The sequence below is a fragment of the Consotaella aegiceratis genome (assembly GCF_036541425.1).
GTDB classification, from domain to species: domain Bacteria; phylum Pseudomonadota; class Alphaproteobacteria; order Rhizobiales; family Rhizobiaceae; genus Consotaella; species Consotaella aegiceratis.
Window position 1 is genome coordinate 179,465 of record NZ_JAZHFT010000001.1, and the last position, 17,555, is coordinate 197,019.

Consider the following 17,555-nt stretch of genomic DNA (forward strand, 5'->3'; position numbering starts at 1 on the left):
AGCGCGCATCCGACGCCCCGCCAAGGGCACGTCGTCTAGATGGCGGCGAGCCGCTGCCGCCATCCGGACGCCTGGGCGCGCACATTGTCGGGTGCGGTGCCGCCATAGCTCAGACGGCTGGCCGCCGACGCCTCGACGCTCAAGACCGCATAGACCTCCGCCGTGATGCGGCGGTCGAGCGACTGCAGCACGTCGAGCGGCAACTGTTCCAAGCCGATCCCCTGCTCCTCGGCGAGCGCGACGGCGCGGCCGGTGACGTAGTGCGCCTCACGAAACGGCATCTTCAGTTCGCGCACCAGCCAGTCGGCCAGGTCGGTGGCGGTGGAATAGCCCGAGCCGGCAGCCTTGCGCATCGCCTCGACGTTGACGGTGAGGTCGCGCACCATGCCGGTCATCGCCGCCAGCGCCAGGGCAAGGTTGTCGACCGCGTCAAACACCTGCTCCTTGTCTTCCTGCATGTCCTTGGAATAGGCGAGCGGCAGGCCCTTCATCACTGTCAGCAGCGAGACCAGCGCGCCGTTGATACGGCCCGTCTTCGCCCGCACCAGCTCGGCCGCGTCCGGGTTCCTCTTCTGCGGCATGATCGAGGAGCCGGTCGAGAAGGCGTCGGACAGCCGCACGAAGCCGAATTGCGGCGTCGACCAGATGACGATCTCCTCGGCCATGCGGGAGAGATGCGTCGCGGTGATCGCCGCCATCGACAGAAATTCGAGCGCGAAGTCGCGATCGGAGACGCTGTCGATGGAATTGCGCGTCGGTTCGCGGAAGCCGAGGGCGGCGGCCGTCCTGTGCCGGTCGATCGGAAAGCCCGTGCCGGCCAAAGCGGCGGCGCCGAGCGGACATTCGTCGAGCCGCTCCACCGCATCCTGGCAGCGCGAACGGTCGCGGGCGAACATCTCGACATAGGCCAAACAGTGATGGCCGTAGGTCACCGGCTGCGCCGTCTGAAGATGCGTGAAGCCCGGCATCACCGTCTCGGCATGCACCTCGGCCTTGGCGATGAGCGCCGTCATCAGGTCGGTGAGTGCCTTTTCCGTCGTCTGCAGCGCCGACTTGACGTAGAGCCGGAAATCCAACGCGATCTGATCGTTGCGCGAGCGCGCCGTGTGCAACCGCCCAGCCGCCGGTCCGACGATCTCGGCCAGCCGCGCCTCGACATTCATGTGGATGTCCTCGCGCTCGCGCGAAAAGCTGAAGCGGCCCTCGGCGATCTCGGCCGCGATCTGATCCAGCCCTTGCGCGATCCGCTCGGCGTCCGCGGCCTCAATGATGCCCTGTTCGGCCAGCATGGCGGCATGCGCCTTTGATCCGGCGATATCTTCGGCATAAAGACGCTTGTCGAAGTCGATCGAGGCGTTGATCTCCTCCATGATGGCGGCCGGACCGGAGGCGAAGCGCCCGCCCCACATTTCGTTGCTTGTCTTCTCGCTCATGGCGTTATCCGAAAGGTCTCTCGATCAATGGCTGAACGGCATCCGAAAACCGGTATGAAACTCGGGGCGATCGCGGGGTTGGCGCTCGCCGCCGGACTGGTGGCCGGCGCTGCCGGGATATACGTGATGGAAAGCGGCTCTGGCAATCAAGTCGCCTCCTGCCCGGCCGACGACAGCCTGCGCGAGGCGCTCGACCAGGCGGCGCAGGGCGAAGTGGCCGCCGTGCAGCCGCTCGCCGAGCCGTTCGACGTATCGGCCCTGACCTTCAAGGACGACGCCGGCCAGGACATGAAGTTAGACGGCTATTCCGGTCAGTCCCTGCTCGTCAACATCTGGGCGACGTGGTGCGTGCCCTGCCGTGAAGAGATGCCGGCGCTCGATCAGCTGCAACGCGAGGAAGGCGGCGGCGACTTCGCCGTCGTCCCGATCAACGTCGATCTGGGGGCCTCCGACAAGCCGCGCGCCTTCTATGACGAGATCGGGCTTGAGGCGCTGCCGCTCCTGACCGATTCCACCATGGGCATCTTCAACGATCTGAAGGGGCGCGGTCTCGCCTTCGGCCTGCCCGTTTCGCTGCTCGTGGACGAAAACGGCTGCGCCCGCGCCTCCATCAACGGTCCCGCCGACTGGGCCAGCGCCGACGCCGTCAAGCTGATCGACGCGTTGCGGGGAAAGAACGCGGCCTGACGCCGGACGGTGCCGGCTTCACTCCTGCGAAGACGCTGGCGACAGCCCTTCCGAGCGGCTTCGCGGATAGGCCGGCAATTCATCGACGATCACCTCCCACGACAGTTTTTCGCTGGTCCAGAGGTGGAAGGGTGGGGGGCGTCGCTTCGGGCTCATCCAGGCTGACCACGGTGACATCGAGCGTCTTGGGCTCGGAGTCGTGCCGATAGGCGAGCGGGGAGCCGCACGTACCGCAAAAGGTTCGAGTAACGGGCGGCGAGGACCTGTATTCGCGTGGCTCCCCTCGCACCACCGAGAACGCGGTTTGATCGACGGTGACGAACGGCAGGTTGGGGGCCGAGGCCGTCTTGCGGCAGCTATGGCAATGGCAGATGGCGCTTTCCAGCACCTCGCCGTCGATCCGATAGCGAACCGCGCCGCAGAAGCATCCGCCCTCCAACATGCCGTTCTCCGATTCCAGCTGCGCGGGCCGGACGAGGCAATCGCGGCCCTTCTCCGTTCGTAACGGCAGCCGACCCGGGTGGTTTCAGCTCTCTCGCGAACGAGACAGAACAGTGAGGCCGTGCGGCCCGACGCCCTCCTCCACGGGGCGCCACCCGAGATCCTGGTAGAAGGAGCATTTTTCCGGCAGCGCGCAGAGATAGACGGCGTCGTGTCCGAGATCGAGCGCCGCGCGCTCGCCACGGCGAACCAGCGTCCGGCCCACGCCTCGGCTCCGATACTCGGGATCGACCCAGACCGCGGCCACCCAAGGCGCGAGCTGCGGCCGCTCTTCGAGATCGCACTCGATGATCAGGCAGGAGCCCAGGTAACGGCCCTCCTCATGGGCGACGAGGCCGAACGGCAACGGCCGCTCGTCGAGCATCTCCTGCATATGGTCGTGAACGCGCGACAGCGGATGGCCCGCGTCTTTCCACCAGGCCTGCCAGATACGATCGGCGACGACGTCACAGAATTCGGGCCGCTCGCGAAGGTTCGAGATGACGTAGCGGGGCTGTCGGGAGTCCACCGTGGCACCTCGGCCGGCCGTCCGATCCGCCCGCGGAATCGACATCTTATCGCGTCGGGACCGGCGTTTCGCCGCGATAGTCGTAGAAGCCGCGGCCGGTCTTGCGGCCGAGCCAGCCGGCCTCGACGTATTTCACCAGGAGCGGGCATGGCCGGTACTTCGAGTCCGCCAGGCCGTCGTGCAGCACGTGCATGATCGACAGGCAGGTGTCGAGACCGATGAAGTCAGCGAGCTGCAGCGGGCCCATCGGATGGTTGGCGCCGAGCCGCATGGCCGCGTCGATGTTTTCGACCGTGCCGACGCCCTCATAGAGCGTGTAGATCGCCTCGTTGATCATCGCCACCAGGACGCGATGGACGATGAAGGCCGGAAAGTCTTCCGAAGTGACGATCGACTTGCCCAGCGCCTCGACGAAGGCCTTGGATTCCTGGAAGGTCGTCTCCTCGGTGGCGATGCCGCGCACCAGTTCGGCCAGCCGCATCACCGGCGCCGGATTCATGAAGTGGATGCCGATGAACCGCTCCGGCCGGTCGGTCACCGCGGCAAGCCGCGTGATCGACAGCGAGGAGGTGTTGGTGGCGATGATCGCGCCCTTCTTGAGGACGGCGGAGAGCTGCTGGAAGATCTTGCGCTTGACCGTCTCGTCCTCGATCGCCGCCTCAATGACGAGATCGCAGTCGGCCAGGTCGCGGATGGATTCGGCCGGCGTGATGCGGGCCAGCGCGGCCGCCCTGTCCTCGGTGCTGATCTTGCCGGCCGCGACCTCCTTTTCCAGCTCGTCGCCGATCCGCTCGATACATTCGGCGACGCGCGCGGCGCCCAGATCCTGAAGGATGACGTCAAAACCAGCGCTTGCCGTGACGTGCGCCACGCCGCTGCCCATCTGCCCGGCGCCGATAATTCCGACCGTCTTGATGCCGTGCCCCATCGCCCGCAAGCCGCCTTTCCTCGAAAATCGCGGCGACCCTATCGCCCCGCGCCGCCAGCGTCAAAAGGACAGGACGCCGCTCATACCTTGTCCTTCAATTCGGGAAGAATCTGGAAGAGATCGCCCACAAGGCCATAGTCGGCGACCTGGAAGATCGGCGCCTCTTCGTCCTTGTTGATCGCCACGATCACGCGCGAGTCCGTAATCCCCGCAACATGTTGGATCGCCCCCGAAATGCCGGCCGCGATATAGAGTTCCGGCGCCACCATCTTGCCGGTCTGGCCGACCTGCCAGTCGTTCGGCGCATAGCCGGCATCGACGGCGGCGCGCGACGCGCCGACCGCGGCCCCCAACTTGTCGGCGAGCGGCAGGATGAGTTCCTCGAACTTCTCCTTCGAGCCCAGCGCACGACCGCCGGAGACCACGATCCTGGCATCGCCGAGCTCCGGCCGGCCACCTTGGTCGAGCTGTTCGAAAACGAAGGCCGACAGACCCGGATCTTCGGCCGCCCCGATCGGCTCGACTAATGCCGAGCCATCCTCTCCCCCCGCCTTGAAGGCCGAGGTGCGCACCGTCATCACCAGCTTGGGATCGGAGGAGACCACCGTCTCGATGGCGTTGCCGGCATAGGTCGGCCGGTCGAACTCCTTGCCGCGGACGGCAATGACGTCGGAAATCTGCATCACGTCAAGCAGCGCGGCAACGCGCGGCATCACCGCCTTGCCGACGGTCGTCGCCGGAGCCAGCAGCGCATCGTAGCCGCCCGCGAGCTCGACGATCAGGACCGCCAACGGCTCGGCGAGCTGATGGCCGTAGAGCGGGCCGTCGGCGTGAAGCACCTTGGCGACGCCGGCGAGCTTGGCGGCCGCATCGGCAACCGGCCCCGCCCCCTCTCCGGCCACCAGCACGTGGACCTCGGCGCCCAGCTCGCGCGCGGCGGAGAGCGCCTTGGCCGTCTGTTCGGACAACGTCTTATTGTCGTGTTCGGCGATCAGTAGCGTGGTCATGTCGATCCCTTCCGCCCGCTCAAAGCACGCCGGCTTCGTTCTTCAGCTTGTCGATCAGCTCGTCCACCGAGGCGAGCCTGGCGCCGGCGCCGCGCTTTTGCGGCTCGGACGTCTTCAGAACCGTCAGCCGGGGCGCAATGTCGACTCCGTAGTCGGCCGGCGTCTTTTCGGCGATCAGCTTCTTCTTGGCTTTCATGATGTTCGGCAGCGAAGCATAGCGCGGCTCGTTCAGGCGCAGATCGGCGGTGACGATCGTCGGCATCGCGAGCTCCACCGTCTGCAGGCCACCGTCGACCTCGCGGGTGACGACCGCGCGTCCCTCGCCGAACTCGACCTTGCTGGCAAACGCGCCCTGGCTCCAGCCGAGAAGCGCGGCGAGCATCTGGCCCGTCTGGTTGCAGTCGTCGTCGATCGCCTGCTTGCCGAGCAGCACCACGTCCGGTTTTTCGTCTTCGACCACGGCCTTGAGGAGCTTGGCGACAGCCAACGGCTCGACCTTCTCGTCGGTGGCGATCAGAAGCCCCCGGTCGGCGCCCATGGCCAGCGCTGTGCGGATCGTGTCGGCCGCCTTCTGGGGGCCGACGGACACCGCCACCACCTCGCTCGCCGTTCCCGCCTCCTTCAGCCGCACGGCTTCCTCGACGGCGATCTCGTCGAACGGGTTCATGCTCATCTTCACGTTGGCGAGCTCGACCCCGGTCCCGTCGGGCTTCACCCGAACGCTGACGTTGTAGTCGACCACCCGCTTGACGGCGACGAGAACCTTCATGCTGATCGTACTCCTGATCGTTCCGCGTGGTGAGCCCGGCGCTCGTTTCGTCTCCGGACTTCGGAGAGACGAACGCTCGGAATCACGATCCACAACGGCGAATAAGCGAACCGGCCGCCATCGTCAAAGCCGAGGCCTTTTGCATCGCTAACGCGTCTGCCCCGGCTGCCAGAGAACATCCGAGCGGCCATCGTCATTGGCGATTCGGGCGGCGACGAAGAGCAGGTCCGACAGCCGGTTGGCGTATTTCAGCGCCGCCAGCGAAACCGTCTCGCCGTCCTCCCGCATCAATTCGACCATGTCGCGCTCGGCCCGGCGGACCACGGTGCGGGCATGATGGCAGTGGGCGGCGGCAGGGCTGCCGCCCGGCAAGACGAAGGAAGTCAGCGGCTCCAGCCGCTGGTTCAATGCGTCGATCTCACGCTCCAGCCGCTCGACCTGGGCATCGACGATCGCCAGCCGCTCGAAGGCCGGCGGCGGATCGCTCTCCGGCACGGCGAGATCGGCACCGAGATCGAAGAGATCGTTCTGAACGCGAGCGAGCGTGGCGTCGAGTTCGCCCTCGGCATGAAGCCGTGCCAGGCCGATCACGGCATTGGCCTCGTCGATGCTGCCGATCGCCGCTAAGCGCCGATCGCATTTCGGCCGCCGTTCACCGGACGCGAGCCCGGTCGTGCCGGCGTCGCCGGTCCTCGTATAGATCTTGTTGAGCCTGACCATCACGTCTCTGTCGGAAGAGAGCCTCGTGCTGGAACGGGATGCACTCTCAATCTCCGTTCGAGCCCCGCTCTATCTCTTTGGTTTAGTCGCATTTATGCGACGTCAGGTGATTTCCCCCGGCCGCAAAACACCCTAGCGCGCAAAAAGCAGGGCGCCGACGATGAACACCAGGGCCACGGCCTGGAGCATGACGCGGGCACGCATCAGCTTCTGCGACGTGTTGCCGGGACCGCCGCGCATCATGTTGCCCAGCCCCAGGACGAGCACGGCCAACACCGCGCCCAGGGCGATCACCGCCAGGAAGGTCATGAAGGTCGACATGAACGGTCAGTCTCCGGCTGGAGGGCGTATCCGATGCATATAGGTCGGATCGACCGATTGCGCGACCTTCAGCCGCAACTTCCGCACCGCCGCCGCTTCATCCTGGCAGTGCGGGGGGCACCCCAGTCGTGCGGTTGGCGTCCGGGTGGCCTGCGCGCAGCGGCATTGCACTTCAGGTTCCAGGCCGGTATCGGCTGACGATCAACTCGTCCGGGCGCCATGCAAACCATCCTCAACGTCATCGTTCCGATCTTCGGCGTGGTTTTCGTCGGTTATGCCATCGCTCGCGCCCGGCTCCTCAGTGCCGACCAGGGCGACGCGCTGGCGAAATACGTGTTCGTCGTCGCGGTGCCGATGCTGCTGTTCCGCACGGTGGTGACCGCGGATTTCGACGAAGCCAACCCCTTCTCCATCTGGACGATCTATTTCGGCGCCGTGGCCGTGGTCTGGACGGCCGGAACCCTCCTCATCCGATGGTTCGCCAAGGCCGACCGCCGCAAGAGCGTGATCGCCGGCATCTCCGCCAGCTTCACCAATACGGTGTTCGTCGCCATTCCCGCGGTCGAGCGGGCCTATGGTGACACCGGACTGCATCCGCTGTTCCTGATCATCTCGATCCACATGCCGGTGATGATGCTGGCCTCGACGCTGCTGATCGAGCGTGCCGCCGTGCTCGACGCGCACGAGGCGGGCACCGCCATGGAAGCCTCCACCCCACGCGAGACGCTGGTGCGCATCCTGAAGCGGCTGGCGTCGAACGCGCTCATCATCGGCATCCTCTGCGGATTCCTGTGGCGCCTTTCGGGGCAGCCTCTGCCCGGCCTTCTGAACGAGGTGACACGGTCGCTGGCGACCACCGCCGGTCCGGTCGCGCTGTTCGCCCTCGGAATGTCGCTCGACCGCTACGCGATCCGCGGCGACCTGCTGCCGCCGCTGATCTGCTCGGCGCTGTCGCTCGTCGCCCTGCCGGCGATGGTCTATCTCTTCGGCGTCCTGGTGCTGCCGCCGCTTTGGCTCAAGGTCGCCGTGCTCACCGCCGCCTGCCCGGCCGGCGTCAACTCCTATGTGCTCGCGACCTTCTTCGGCTCCGGCGAGCGGCTGGCGGCGACCACCATCCTTTTGACCACGCTGCTCTCGGTGGTCACGCTGACCTTCTGGCTCTCCGTTCTGGGCTGACACGACCTAAAGGGTCGCGCATCGGCGGCGGCTGAGTGCGTCTTCAATCCTGCTCTTCGAACGGCCAGATCAGCTCTTCCAGATCGGTCAGCCTGCCAATCCGGTCCTCCCATCCCTCGATGTCGACATTGCGGAGGTCGCTCGCCCGGTGGAGCAGCATCAGCGTGAGCAGACGCCGCCGCATCGTCGGATCCGCATCGCGAGGCGGCACGCCATACCCTTCCAGCAGGCGGCGGACCCGTTTCGGACGGCCGGCGCACATGAAGGCACTGGGGCCAAGAAGGTCGTATTCCCGCCACCCCGTCATCACATCGCCGAAGTCGATGAGACCGGCGAGCCGCCAATGCCCGTCGTCTTCCGCCAGCAGGAAATTCTCGGGGATCCATTCGCCGGTCAGGATCACGGGCGGCGCATCCATCGGCACGATCGAGGATGCCTCGGCGAGCAGCGCGTCGAGATCGGACAACAGGCGCGGCGCCAAACCCTGGCGGGCATGCCGCTCCTTGCACCCGGCGATCTGCCGCGCGATGAAGGTCGGCCAGTCCGGTTCGATCGATGCCAGATCGCCGGGCGGCACCGACTGCACCTCGGCGATTGCGCGGCCGATCTCGGCCAACACCCGCTCCTTGTCGGCTTCCGGCAGTTGCGGCCAGGCCTGAGATCCCAGCACGCCCGCCAACCGCGTGATGACGAGATAGGACCAGCCGTCCCGCTCTCCGTCCGCGACGATCGTCGGAATGGCCAGCGACAGCTGCCCCTCCAGGACCCGCAGCGTCGCGCGTTCGGAGATGAACTGACTTCGATGGATCGGCGGAAACACTTTCAGCACCCGTCCCCCACCAAGATCGACGACGAGGTTGGTTCCCGTGCCATAGGCGGCGAACATCGTCGCCGGAAGTTTCTCGACGCGCACGATTTCGCGGACCAGCGGCAGCCAGAGATCGCGGTCCGATCGCCATGACTTGAAGGCGCTGCCGTCCTCGATGGTCGGAAAGACCGTCATTGCTGCTCTTTCTGTACGGTTTGACGAAAAGCCCAGCTCGCCCGTTCGAGCCTTGGTCGGCTATGGGGATGGCGCCGCCGGTGGACGAATACCATGTTCGGCGAATCTGTGGTCGTGACGGAAAGTTTCAGTGTCCCACATAGCGGTCAAGATCGACATCGCGGTGATCGGCGCCGGCCAGGCGGGACTGTCCTCGGCCTATCACCTGCAGCGCCTCGGCATTTCTCCCGGCAAGGGGTTCGTCGTCTTCGACCATGCACCGCAGCCGGGCGGCGCCTGGCAGTTCCGCTGGCCGTCGCTGACGCTGAGCACCGTCAACCGCATCCACGACTTGCCGGGACTGAGCTTTGCCGAAGCCGTGGGAGACGAGACGGGGACGGTCCGAGCCTCGACCGCCGTGCCCGACTATTTCGCGCTCTACGAAAAGACGTTCGGGCTGCCGATCGCGCGGCCCGTCTCCGTCAAGGTCGTCTGCGATCGGGGCGAACGCCTTCGGATCGAGACCGATCGCGGCCTGTTCTCGGCGCGCGGCCTGATCAACGCCACGGGAACCTGGGAAACCCCCTACATTCCGGACTATCCGGGCGCCGACCGGTTTGGCGGCCGGCAACTCCACACCCGCGACTACCAGAGGGCGGACGCGTTTCGAGGCGACCGCGTGCTGGTCGTCGGCGGCGGCATTTCGGCCATCCAGCTGCTCGATGAAATCTCGCAGGTGACCGACACGCTGTGGGTGACGCGCCGGCCGATCACGTTTCGCGACACGCCATTCACCCCCGAAGACGGGCGTGCCGCCGTCGCCCGGGTCGAGGATCGCGTGCGGCGCGGGCTGCCGCCGGGTTCCGTCGTCTCGGTAACGGGGCTGCCGTCGACCCCGGCGATCGAGGCGGCGCGGAAGCGCGGCGCCCTGAACCGTCGGCCGATGTTCTCCGAGATCACCGAGACGGGCGTGCGCTGGGCCGACGGCACCGAAGAGGCCGTTGACGTCATCCTCTGGTGCACGGGGTTTCGCAGTTCGCTCGATCATCTGGCGCCGCTCGGTCTGCGGGAGGCGAACGGCGGCATCGTGATGACCGGCCGACTGGCGACCCAGGTCGCCAAGGACCCACGCGTGCATCTGGTCGGCTACGGCCCCTCGGCCTCCACCATCGGCGCCAATCGCGCCGGCGCAGCCGCCGCGCGGGAGCTCACGCGATTTTTGGGGGTGGAGTAGGCGGCGAGCGAGCCTAGGATAGTCCGAAACCTCGTTGGCCCGGCCGCCGTGACGTGGCCCGGACCGGCCGAGGGTAATCCTGTGGATCGGCCTCCGTTCCGACGGCTTTTATGGCAAGGAAAATGACATGGGCGGATCAGGCGTTCCGAAGATCTGGCGAACGTCCGCCGGCCCCACCTTCACCAAACAATTCGAGCTGAGCCTGGACGACCATATGGCCGTGCGCCACGGCACAAAGGGGCCGCTGCCGCTCGGACCCTTTTGCGCCCTGATCACCCTATGCACACTCGGGATCGGTCTGGCGGTCGCCTTCGGCCCCTGGAAGAAGGGAAACTGGTGGGCGGTGGCCGGCATCATGGCCGGAGCGGCCGCCGCCGGTCCGCTCTTGTCCTGGCTGCTCTATCGCTTTTTTCGAGGATTGATCAAAGGCTTCTGGGAAGGCTTCCTGGAGGTGCGCGAGGCGGTGAACGTTCCCTTCGAGATGACCGTCGACGCAAGCGGCGTTTCGGTTCTCGTCCGCCAGCAGAGCTGGTTTTGCCCCTGGGACAGCCTTCAGGACGTCGAGGAAGATGGCGAGCGCTATTATTTCTGGCTCTCGAACACGACGGCCCACGTGCTTCCGAAACGCCTGTTCGACGACGACGAGCGCGCGGAATTCGATTCGGCGCTTCGCGACTGGCTGGGGCACGCACCCGTATCGCCGCCGCGCCGGGTCGGTTCGAAGATAATGAACTGGGGCAAACCCGAACCGGAGGCGGAGGCGGAGGCGGAGGCGGAGGACAAATCGGCCTGAGCGGCCCGTTCGACTGCAACAGCGTTTGCGTGCCGTAGTGGGGCTGTGGCCAATCAGTTATGGTATCGTAGCGCGATGCCGTACCTTGATCTTGTCGATCTTTCGTATCATATTGCGATACCAAGGGACAAGGGGGATGATCCGGTCGTTCAGAGGCAAATATGTCGAGGCAGTCGCGAGGGGTCGTGCTCCCAAGGGTTTTCCCGCCGACCTCGTTCGTGTTGCCCAGCGCAAGTTGCGGTATCTGGACAGTGCCGGCGCTCTTGACGATTTGCGGGTCCCGCCTGGCAATCGACTCGAAATCTTAAGAGGTGACCGGGTGGGGCAGCATTCGATCCGGATCAATGACCAGTGGCGCATCTGCTTCCGCTGGACGGACGCTGGTATCGAGGATGTCGAAATCATCGACTATCACTGAATCATGCCAAGGAGGGCTGGAATGACGCTCAAAATCACGCCCCCCATTCATCCGGGGGAAATTCTCCGCGAGGACTTCCTGGCTCCCCTGGCCTTGAGCCCCTACGCCCTGGCAAAGGCGCTTCACATTCCGCGCACCCGGATCGAGCGCCTGGTGCGCGAGGAGAGCCCGGTGACGCCGGATACGGCGCTACGCCTCGCGCGCTACTTCGGCACGACGCCCGACCTCTGGCTCAACCTTCAACGCTCCTACGATCTTGCTGTCGAGGCCGAAGCGAAGAAAGAGGAGATTGCGCGGATCGAGCCGCGGCCGATTGCGGGAGAGGCAGCGTGAAGTGGGAGCCGCTCTACGGCTCATAAAGAAGCGGAAGCAGTATGGAAACGCCGAAACAGAATTCATAATTCTGTTGCAGATTTGAAAGGATTCGGCATCGGCGGATGCCTCGATTAGTAAGGAACTAGTGGCTCAGCCTTCTTCAACGCTGAGCACAGCCTTGAGAGGCATCACGGACGCAAGCCAATTACACCGACTATCTCCGGCCCACGCCCTAAGCTCCATGATTGGATACCCGTGGGCGATGTGCGAGTAGAACCTGTCGAGCAATCGACCTAAAGGCACAGCCAGATGATTGTTTTCAGATCGCTGACCGAAGCAGATTTTCCGATATTATGTGAATGGCTAAATAACCCTCATATGCGCGCTCACTATCAGAATTCTCCGATAACAATAGATGAAGTTAATAGTAAATATTCTGAACGCCTCGATCCAAGCCACCCCACGAATTGCCATATAGCTTTTTATAATGGCGAGCCTTTTGGGAAATTGCAGTGCTATTTTCTTCGGGATTATCCTGATTTTGCGTCTGAGATAGGCGAGAACGACGGTGTGGCTGTCGATCTATTTATCGGTGATGAGCAGTTCATAGGGAGGGGCTTGGGGAAAGCTATGCTTCGCTCATATGTGCTGAACGTGGTTCCTTCCCTTTTTCCTCAAGACTGCAAATGGTTCATTTGTCATGCTAAGGAGAACAAAATTGCTATTCGTGGCTCACTTTCCGCTGGTTTTCTGCCATATCGAGACGTCATAGAGGGCGGCGTAGAAAGTCTTCTGCTTTTATTCGACAGATCGACTTGAAGTAGCAAGAACGTCGCGGCTGCGGCTCCCGCAACAGCAAGACGTTACGACAGTGCGGCGGGGACATTAGCCTATCTCCCAAGGACAGACGGTCTAAGAGCATCGTATCTGGCGACTGCTTTCCATCCATCCCAACGCTCCTCATTGAAACACTTTCATCGTATTCTGTTTCAAGTTGACGCCCCTTCCCCCTCACCCCGCTACTCCTACCATCCGCCGAACATCCTTCGCCGTCATTCCCGCTTCGCGCAACGAGCGGAGCGAAGCGTCGCGGGCGCTTTTCGACAGCTTGCGTCCGTCCTCGCCGAAGATCAGGTCGTGATGGTGGTAGGTGGGCGTCGGGAGGCCCAGCAACGCCTGGAGCAGGCGATGCACGGCAGTCGAGAAGAACAGGTCGCGGCCGCGCACCACGTGGGTGACGCCCTGTAAGGCGTCGTCCACGACCACGGCCAGATGATAGCTGGTCGGCGCGTCCTTGCGCCCCAGCACGACGTCGCCCCAGGCGGCCGGATCGGCGGGGATCGTGCCGGTCTCGCCGTCGGGCGAGGCCCCCGTCTCCTGCCACGACAACTGTCCGACCTCAGCGAGCGCGGCCGCCATGTCGAGGCGCCAGGCGTAGGGCGCGCCCTCCTCCATGCGGCTCTGGCGCTCGTCCGCCGAAAGCCCCCGGTCGAAGCCCGGATAAAGCGGCGCGCCGTCGGGATCGCGTGGCCAGGGCCGGCCTTCCTCCTCGGTGAAGCGCTCGGCGGTGGCGCGGATTTCGCCGCGCGTCATGAAGGCGGGATAGACCAGGCCGGCGTCCACCAGCGCCTCGAGAGCCGCCTGGTAGTCGGCGAAGTGTTCGGACTGGCGGCGCGGCACCTCGTCCCAATCGATGCCGAGCCAGGCCAGGTCGTCCTCGATCTGGCGCTCGTAGGCAATGGTGCAACGGGCGCGGTCGATGTCCTCCAGGCGCAGGAGAAAACGGCCGTCGGTCTCCCGCGCCATGGCATGATTGACGAGGGCGGAATAGGCATGGCCGAGATGCAGTTCGCCATTGGGGCTCGGTGCAAATCGAAAAACGGGTTGCCGATCGCTCATCACTGCCCTTTGTTCCCGCGCTCCACCTCTCCCGACTTGGCAAGAGAGACCGGCCGTGGCCAGTGCCCTTCACAAAAAACCGCAGAACGCGCCCGTCCAGGCCGGCGGGCGGATTGCCAGCGAGGCCGACCTTGCGGCATCGCTCAAGGCCTTGCGGGCTCTGGACGACCGGCTTCCTACGGTCATCGATCGCGCCGGGCCGCTGCCGCTGCGCAAGAACCCGGACCGGCTCAAGGGCCTGGTGGCGACGATGATCGGCCAGCAGGTGTCACGCGCCAGCGCGGCCGCCATCTTCGGCCGGCTCGACGCGGCCCTCGACCTCGACGACCCGGCGGCGATCCTCGGCGCGCCCGAGACGGTCTATCGCGCCGCCGGCCTGTCGCGCGCCAAGCACCGCACGATCCTGGCGCTCGCCCTGGCGGTGGCCGACGGCGAACTCGACTTCGGGCGAATTGCCGCAGCCCCGGCGGAGGACGCGATCGCCGAACTGGTGCGCCTTCCCGGGATCGGGCCCTGGACGGCCGAATCGTACCTGCTCTTCTCGCTCGGCCACCCGGACGTATTCCCCTCCGGCGATCTCGCGCTGCAGGTGGCCGTCGCCGATGCCTTCGCACTGACGGAACGGCCGAAGGCCAAGGCCCTGGCGGGGATGGCAGAGGTCTGGGCCCCCTACCGCGCGACCGCCGCGCGCCTGTTCTGGGCCTATTATCGCGCGATCACCGCGCGCGACGCCGCCCCCGTCGGCCTGGCGGAAGCCGGTCCGGACCAGGCGGGATAGAAGGACAAACGTCCCTATCCCCCGGCAAGTCGCCGTTCAGGCTTCACAAAGGCGACATGATAGGACACGATAGTCCGCGCAAATCGACGCAAGTCGTTTTTTGTGAAGGAGACCCTCCTTGACGATTGCGGTGACTTCGGAACTGGCACCTGCGCTCGTATTGAACGCCGACTATCGACCCTTGAGCTACTATCCATTGTCGCTCTGGGGATGGCAGGATGCGATCAAGGCGGTTTTCCTGGACCGTGTCACAATCCTTGCAGAATACGACAAGACGGTTCGAAGTCCGAACTTCTCGATGAAACTCCCGTCGGTCGTCTGCCTTAAGTCCTACGTCAAACCCGCCAAGTATCCCGCGTTCACCCGCTTCAACGTCTTCTTGCGCGACCGCTTCGAGTGCCAGTATTGCGGGTCGACCCACGATCTGACCTTCGATCACGTCATCCCCCGCTCGAAAGGGGGCTTGAGCACCTGGGACAACGTCGTCGCCGCCTGCTCGCCCTGCAACCTCAAAAAAGGCAATCTCCTGCCCAAGACCGCCGGCATGGAGCCGCGGCAGAAGCCCTTCCAGCCCAGCGTCTACGACCTGCACAACAACGGCCGGCTGTTTCCGCCGAATCACCTGCACGAAAGCTGGCTCGATTATCTCTACTGGGATTCCGAACTGGAGCCCTGAGACGCTTTAGGCCTTTTCCTCCCGGCCGCCAGTCGCATCCTTCCACGTCCACGTTGCTATCCGGCTTCTGTCCCCTGTCCTGCCATCCGCATCCTGTTCGCCAAGACCGCCATCCTTGCTATGTGAACCCGGTGATACGCCGGATTTCAGCATGATGACGGGAGGAAAGAGGTGGCCAAGACCGCAATCGTGACCGGTGCCAGCCAGGGCATCGGTGTCGCTCTCGTCGAGGCGCTGCTCGGCGCGGGCTTCACCGTCCACGCGGTGGCGCGCGACGAGGCGCGCATGGCCGAGCGCTGGCGGCAGGCGATGACGGACGGCACGCTGGTTCCCCACGGCCTCGACGTCACCGACAGGACGGCGGTCGAGCGCTTTTTCGCCGAAACCTTTGGCGAGGCCGACGCGCCTCTGGACCTTCTGTTCAACAATGCCGGAACGTCCAACTCGCTCGGCGCGGTGTGGGAGAGCGATCCCGCCATCTGGTGGAGCGACCTCACCACCAACGTCCTCGGCCTCTATCTGATGACGCACGCCGCGCTGGGCGTCATGCGCCGGCAGAATCACGGCGTCATCGTCAACATGGACGGCGGCCGGCCGAAAGGCATGTCGGCCTACGCCGCCTCCAAGGCGGCGGTGGTGCAATTCACCAAGATCCTCGACGAGGAATTGCGGCACGAGAATTCGGCGATCGCGGTCTACGCCGCCAATCCCGGCCTGGTGAAGACCAGGCTTACCCAGGCGCAGGCGGACTCCGACGTCGCCGCCCACTGGAACCCTGGCGTGCGCGAAGCCTTCGCCAAGGGCGCGACGCGCCGGCCCGAGGAGGTGGCGCAAAAGCTCGTCAAGCTGCTGCCGAAGATGGGCCCCGAGACGAGCGGCCAATATTTCGACCCGACCACCCCGGACGGCGAATTCAAGCCGATGCCGGGGGAGTGAGGGGGATTTGCAGAGGATCGCAAATGCCACCCATTTCCCTGCGCAGAGCGACTATCGAGGACGCCGTAGCGCTGGCTGATCTTCACCAAGCGACGATCGGCGGGACCTATCGTGACGTCTACGCTCCAACCGCCTTGGAAGACTGGCAAAGCGGCCATACGCCGGACAGGTGGCGGCGACGGCTCGCGGGGGAAAGCCTCTTCGTTCTTGCAGAGGGGGATGGACGCGTCTTGGGTTGCGGCGGGCTCACCGGCAATCGAACCGGTGTCTATGTCCATCCCTCGGCGCAACGACGTGGAATCGCCCGAACTGTCTTCGCGGAACTGGAACGGCTTGCCAGGCTTCGAAATGTCCCGACGCTGGAGCTCTCCGCTCCGCAAAAGGCAGTCCCCTTCTATCGATCCGTAGGCTTTGTCCCGATCGCCCCCAAGCGGCACGATTTCGCCAATGGAGAAGGGATCATCGTCGTCGACATGAGAAAGGTGCTCTCCGGTTAATCCCAATGCGAGAATTGATAGCTTGTATGCGGTCGACGCGCTCAGCGAGCATCATTCCTTCCGCTAACGCCCTGCAAATGATTCCGAAATTGGCCCATTGACTCTTGTCCGGCCGAGCGCTTTTTTAGAACAAAACAGGAACACGAAAGCGCCATGCAGGCACAGCTTCTCCCCTTGCGCGACAGGCTGGCCGCGATCTCGCGGCCGCCCGCGCCCTCGCACCGCCGGCCCGCCAGTCTCGGCGGCAGCCTCGACGCGCCGCTGGCCGGCGGGTTGGCGCGCGCCGCCCTGCACGAGGTTCTCGCCGCCGCCCCGCGCCATGCAAGCGCGGCGAGCGCGTTTGCGGCCGCTCTCGCCTTGCTCGCGGCCGGAGGCTCGCCTCTGGTCTGGGCGCGCCAGAGCCTTGGCACGCTGGAGGCCGGCGCGCTCTACGGGCCAGGCTTGGCCGAACTCGGCCTCGATCCGGGTCGCGTGGTTCTGGTCGAATTGAAGGATGCCCTCCAGGTGCTGCGGGCGGCGCTGGAAGCGGCGCGGACCCCGGCGCTCGGCGCCGTCGTCGTCGAGATCTGGGGCGAGCCGCGGATCCTCGACCTGACGACCACCCGGCGCCTCGCCTTGGCGGCCGCCCGCTCGGGGACGACCGTCCTTCTCCTGCGGCTGGGCACCGAGGCGCAGCCCAGCGCCGCGCAGACCCGCTGGCAGGTGGCCGCCAGCCCCTCGCGGGCGCTCGCGGCTAATGCGCCCGGCCATCCGTCCTTCACCGTCAAGCTCGATCGCCACCGCGCCGGCCCCGCCGGCCAGAGCTGGCGCCTGGAGTGGAACCGTGACCGCCACCGCTTCGACATCGTCCCCGCGCAGTCCGCGCCGCTATCTGGCGCTGTGGTTTCCCTACCTGCCCGCCAACCGGCACAGGCGCCGGGCGGGCGGCTCGCCGCCACCGGATGAGGCGCCGCTCGCCCTCATCGAGCGGGTCGGCG

At 65.3% G+C, this 17,555-nt stretch carries 22 protein-coding genes; 12 read left to right on the forward strand and 10 right to left on the reverse strand.

The window, feature by feature from the left end:
* Positions 1 to 35: 35 nt before the first annotated feature.
* Positions 36 to 1,433, reverse strand: a complete 1,398-nt coding sequence (gene argH, locus SMD10_RS00800; protein WP_331683723.1) for an argininosuccinate lyase — start codon at positions 1,431 to 1,433, stop codon at positions 36 to 38.
* A 27-nt stretch (positions 1,434 to 1,460) separates the two neighbouring features.
* Between argH and tlpA the strand changes: the two genes are divergently transcribed.
* A complete protein-coding gene (tlpA, locus tag SMD10_RS00805; RefSeq protein WP_432757145.1) occupies positions 1,461 to 2,120 on the forward strand; it encodes a thiol:disulfide interchange protein TlpA in 660 nt (219 codons plus the stop codon).
* Positions 2,121 to 2,199: 79 nt separating this feature from the next.
* On the opposite strand, the gene SMD10_RS00810 is transcribed toward tlpA, so the two are convergent.
* The 7 genes from SMD10_RS00810 to SMD10_RS00840 form a co-directional block, all read right to left on the reverse strand.
* A complete protein-coding gene (locus SMD10_RS00810) occupies positions 2,200 to 2,562 on the reverse strand; it encodes a GFA family protein (RefSeq protein ID WP_331683725.1) in 363 nt (120 codons plus the stop codon).
* An 84-nt stretch (positions 2,563 to 2,646) separates the two neighbouring features.
* The gene (locus SMD10_RS00815; protein ID WP_432757146.1) at positions 2,647 to 3,129 is read right to left on the reverse strand and encodes a GNAT family N-acetyltransferase; all 483 of its coding nucleotides are present in this window, start codon (positions 3,127 to 3,129) and stop codon (positions 2,647 to 2,649) included.
* Positions 3,130 to 3,175: 46 nt separating this feature from the next.
* Positions 3,176 to 4,057, reverse strand: coding sequence for a 3-hydroxybutyryl-CoA dehydrogenase (locus SMD10_RS00820; RefSeq protein WP_331683881.1), 882 nt, complete (start codon positions 4,055 to 4,057; stop codon positions 3,176 to 3,178).
* Positions 4,058 to 4,137: 80 nt separating this feature from the next.
* Positions 4,138 to 5,064: an electron transfer flavoprotein subunit alpha/FixB family protein gene (locus tag SMD10_RS00825; RefSeq protein WP_331683727.1), complete on the reverse strand. Its 927-nt coding sequence runs from the start codon at positions 5,062 to 5,064 to the stop codon at positions 4,138 to 4,140.
* A gap of 19 nt (positions 5,065 to 5,083) precedes the next feature.
* Positions 5,084 to 5,833, reverse strand: coding sequence for an electron transfer flavoprotein subunit beta/FixA family protein (locus SMD10_RS00830; RefSeq protein WP_331683728.1), 750 nt, complete (start codon positions 5,831 to 5,833; stop codon positions 5,084 to 5,086).
* A 147-nt stretch (positions 5,834 to 5,980) separates the two neighbouring features.
* Positions 5,981 to 6,553 (reverse strand): cob(I)yrinic acid a,c-diamide adenosyltransferase, encoded by a 573-nt coding sequence (locus tag SMD10_RS00835; RefSeq protein ID WP_331683729.1) that lies wholly within the window; start codon positions 6,551 to 6,553, stop codon positions 5,981 to 5,983.
* A 132-nt stretch (positions 6,554 to 6,685) separates the two neighbouring features.
* On the reverse strand, positions 6,686 to 6,874 hold the full coding sequence (locus SMD10_RS00840; protein WP_331683730.1) for a twin transmembrane helix small protein: 189 nt from the start codon (positions 6,872 to 6,874) through the stop codon (positions 6,686 to 6,688).
* Between the two features lie 219 nt (positions 6,875 to 7,093).
* Between SMD10_RS00840 and SMD10_RS00845 the strand changes: the two genes are divergently transcribed.
* Complete coding sequence (locus tag SMD10_RS00845) at positions 7,094 to 8,050, forward strand: AEC family transporter (protein WP_331683731.1); 957 nt, start codon at positions 7,094 to 7,096, stop codon at positions 8,048 to 8,050.
* Positions 8,051 to 8,093: 43 nt separating this feature from the next.
* Here the strand turns inward: SMD10_RS00845 and SMD10_RS00850 are convergent, their stop codons facing one another.
* Positions 8,094 to 9,053 carry an aminoglycoside phosphotransferase family protein gene (locus tag SMD10_RS00850; protein WP_331683732.1) on the reverse strand — a complete coding sequence of 320 codons (960 nt, stop codon included), beginning with the start codon at positions 9,051 to 9,053 and terminating at the stop codon, positions 8,094 to 8,096.
* Positions 9,054 to 9,183: 130 nt separating this feature from the next.
* Between SMD10_RS00850 and SMD10_RS00855 the strand changes: the two genes are divergently transcribed.
* The 5 genes from SMD10_RS00855 to SMD10_RS00875 all read left to right on the forward strand — a co-directional run bounded on the left by SMD10_RS00855 (position 9,184) and on the right by SMD10_RS00875 (position 12,611).
* Positions 9,184 to 10,266, forward strand: a complete 1,083-nt coding sequence (locus SMD10_RS00855) for an NAD(P)-binding domain-containing protein (RefSeq protein WP_331683733.1) — start codon at positions 9,184 to 9,186, stop codon at positions 10,264 to 10,266.
* Positions 10,267 to 10,393: 127 nt separating this feature from the next.
* A complete protein-coding gene (locus tag SMD10_RS00860) occupies positions 10,394 to 11,059 on the forward strand; it encodes a YcxB family protein (RefSeq protein ID WP_331683734.1) in 666 nt (221 codons plus the stop codon).
* Positions 11,060 to 11,195: 136 nt separating this feature from the next.
* Positions 11,196 to 11,477, forward strand: coding sequence for a type II toxin-antitoxin system RelE/ParE family toxin (locus tag SMD10_RS00865; RefSeq protein WP_331683735.1), 282 nt, complete (start codon positions 11,196 to 11,198; stop codon positions 11,475 to 11,477).
* Positions 11,478 to 11,498: 21 nt separating this feature from the next.
* The gene (locus SMD10_RS00870; protein ID WP_331683736.1) at positions 11,499 to 11,810 is read left to right on the forward strand and encodes a HigA family addiction module antitoxin; all 312 of its coding nucleotides are present in this window, start codon (positions 11,499 to 11,501) and stop codon (positions 11,808 to 11,810) included.
* 291 nt (positions 11,811 to 12,101) lie between these two features.
* Positions 12,102 to 12,611 (forward strand): GNAT family N-acetyltransferase, encoded by a 510-nt coding sequence (locus tag SMD10_RS00875; RefSeq protein WP_331683737.1) that lies wholly within the window; start codon positions 12,102 to 12,104, stop codon positions 12,609 to 12,611.
* Between the two features lie 192 nt (positions 12,612 to 12,803).
* Here the strand turns inward: SMD10_RS00875 and gluQRS are convergent, their stop codons facing one another.
* Positions 12,804 to 13,691: a tRNA glutamyl-Q(34) synthetase GluQRS gene (gene gluQRS / locus SMD10_RS00880; RefSeq protein WP_331683738.1), complete on the reverse strand. Its 888-nt coding sequence runs from the start codon at positions 13,689 to 13,691 to the stop codon at positions 12,804 to 12,806.
* A 55-nt stretch (positions 13,692 to 13,746) separates the two neighbouring features.
* Here gluQRS and SMD10_RS00885 point away from each other — a divergent pair, with 55 nt between their 5' ends.
* The 5 genes from SMD10_RS00885 to SMD10_RS00905 all read left to right on the forward strand — a co-directional run bounded on the left by SMD10_RS00885 (position 13,747) and on the right by SMD10_RS00905 (position 17,523).
* Complete coding sequence (locus tag SMD10_RS00885; protein WP_331683739.1) at positions 13,747 to 14,469, forward strand: DNA-3-methyladenine glycosylase family protein; 723 nt, start codon at positions 13,747 to 13,749, stop codon at positions 14,467 to 14,469.
* Between the two features lie 118 nt (positions 14,470 to 14,587).
* Positions 14,588 to 15,145, forward strand: a complete 558-nt coding sequence (locus SMD10_RS00890) for an HNH endonuclease (protein WP_331683740.1) — start codon at positions 14,588 to 14,590, stop codon at positions 15,143 to 15,145.
* A gap of 171 nt (positions 15,146 to 15,316) precedes the next feature.
* The gene (locus SMD10_RS00895) at positions 15,317 to 16,081 is read left to right on the forward strand and encodes an SDR family oxidoreductase (protein ID WP_331683741.1); all 765 of its coding nucleotides are present in this window, start codon (positions 15,317 to 15,319) and stop codon (positions 16,079 to 16,081) included.
* Positions 16,082 to 16,104: 23 nt separating this feature from the next.
* Positions 16,105 to 16,578: a GNAT family N-acetyltransferase gene (locus SMD10_RS00900; RefSeq protein ID WP_331683742.1), complete on the forward strand. Its 474-nt coding sequence runs from the start codon at positions 16,105 to 16,107 to the stop codon at positions 16,576 to 16,578.
* A gap of 153 nt (positions 16,579 to 16,731) precedes the next feature.
* Entirely contained in the window at positions 16,732 to 17,523 is a 792-nt protein-coding gene (locus SMD10_RS00905) for an ImuA family protein (RefSeq protein WP_331683743.1), read from the forward strand.
* The last annotated feature ends 32 nt before the right edge of the window (positions 17,524 to 17,555 follow it).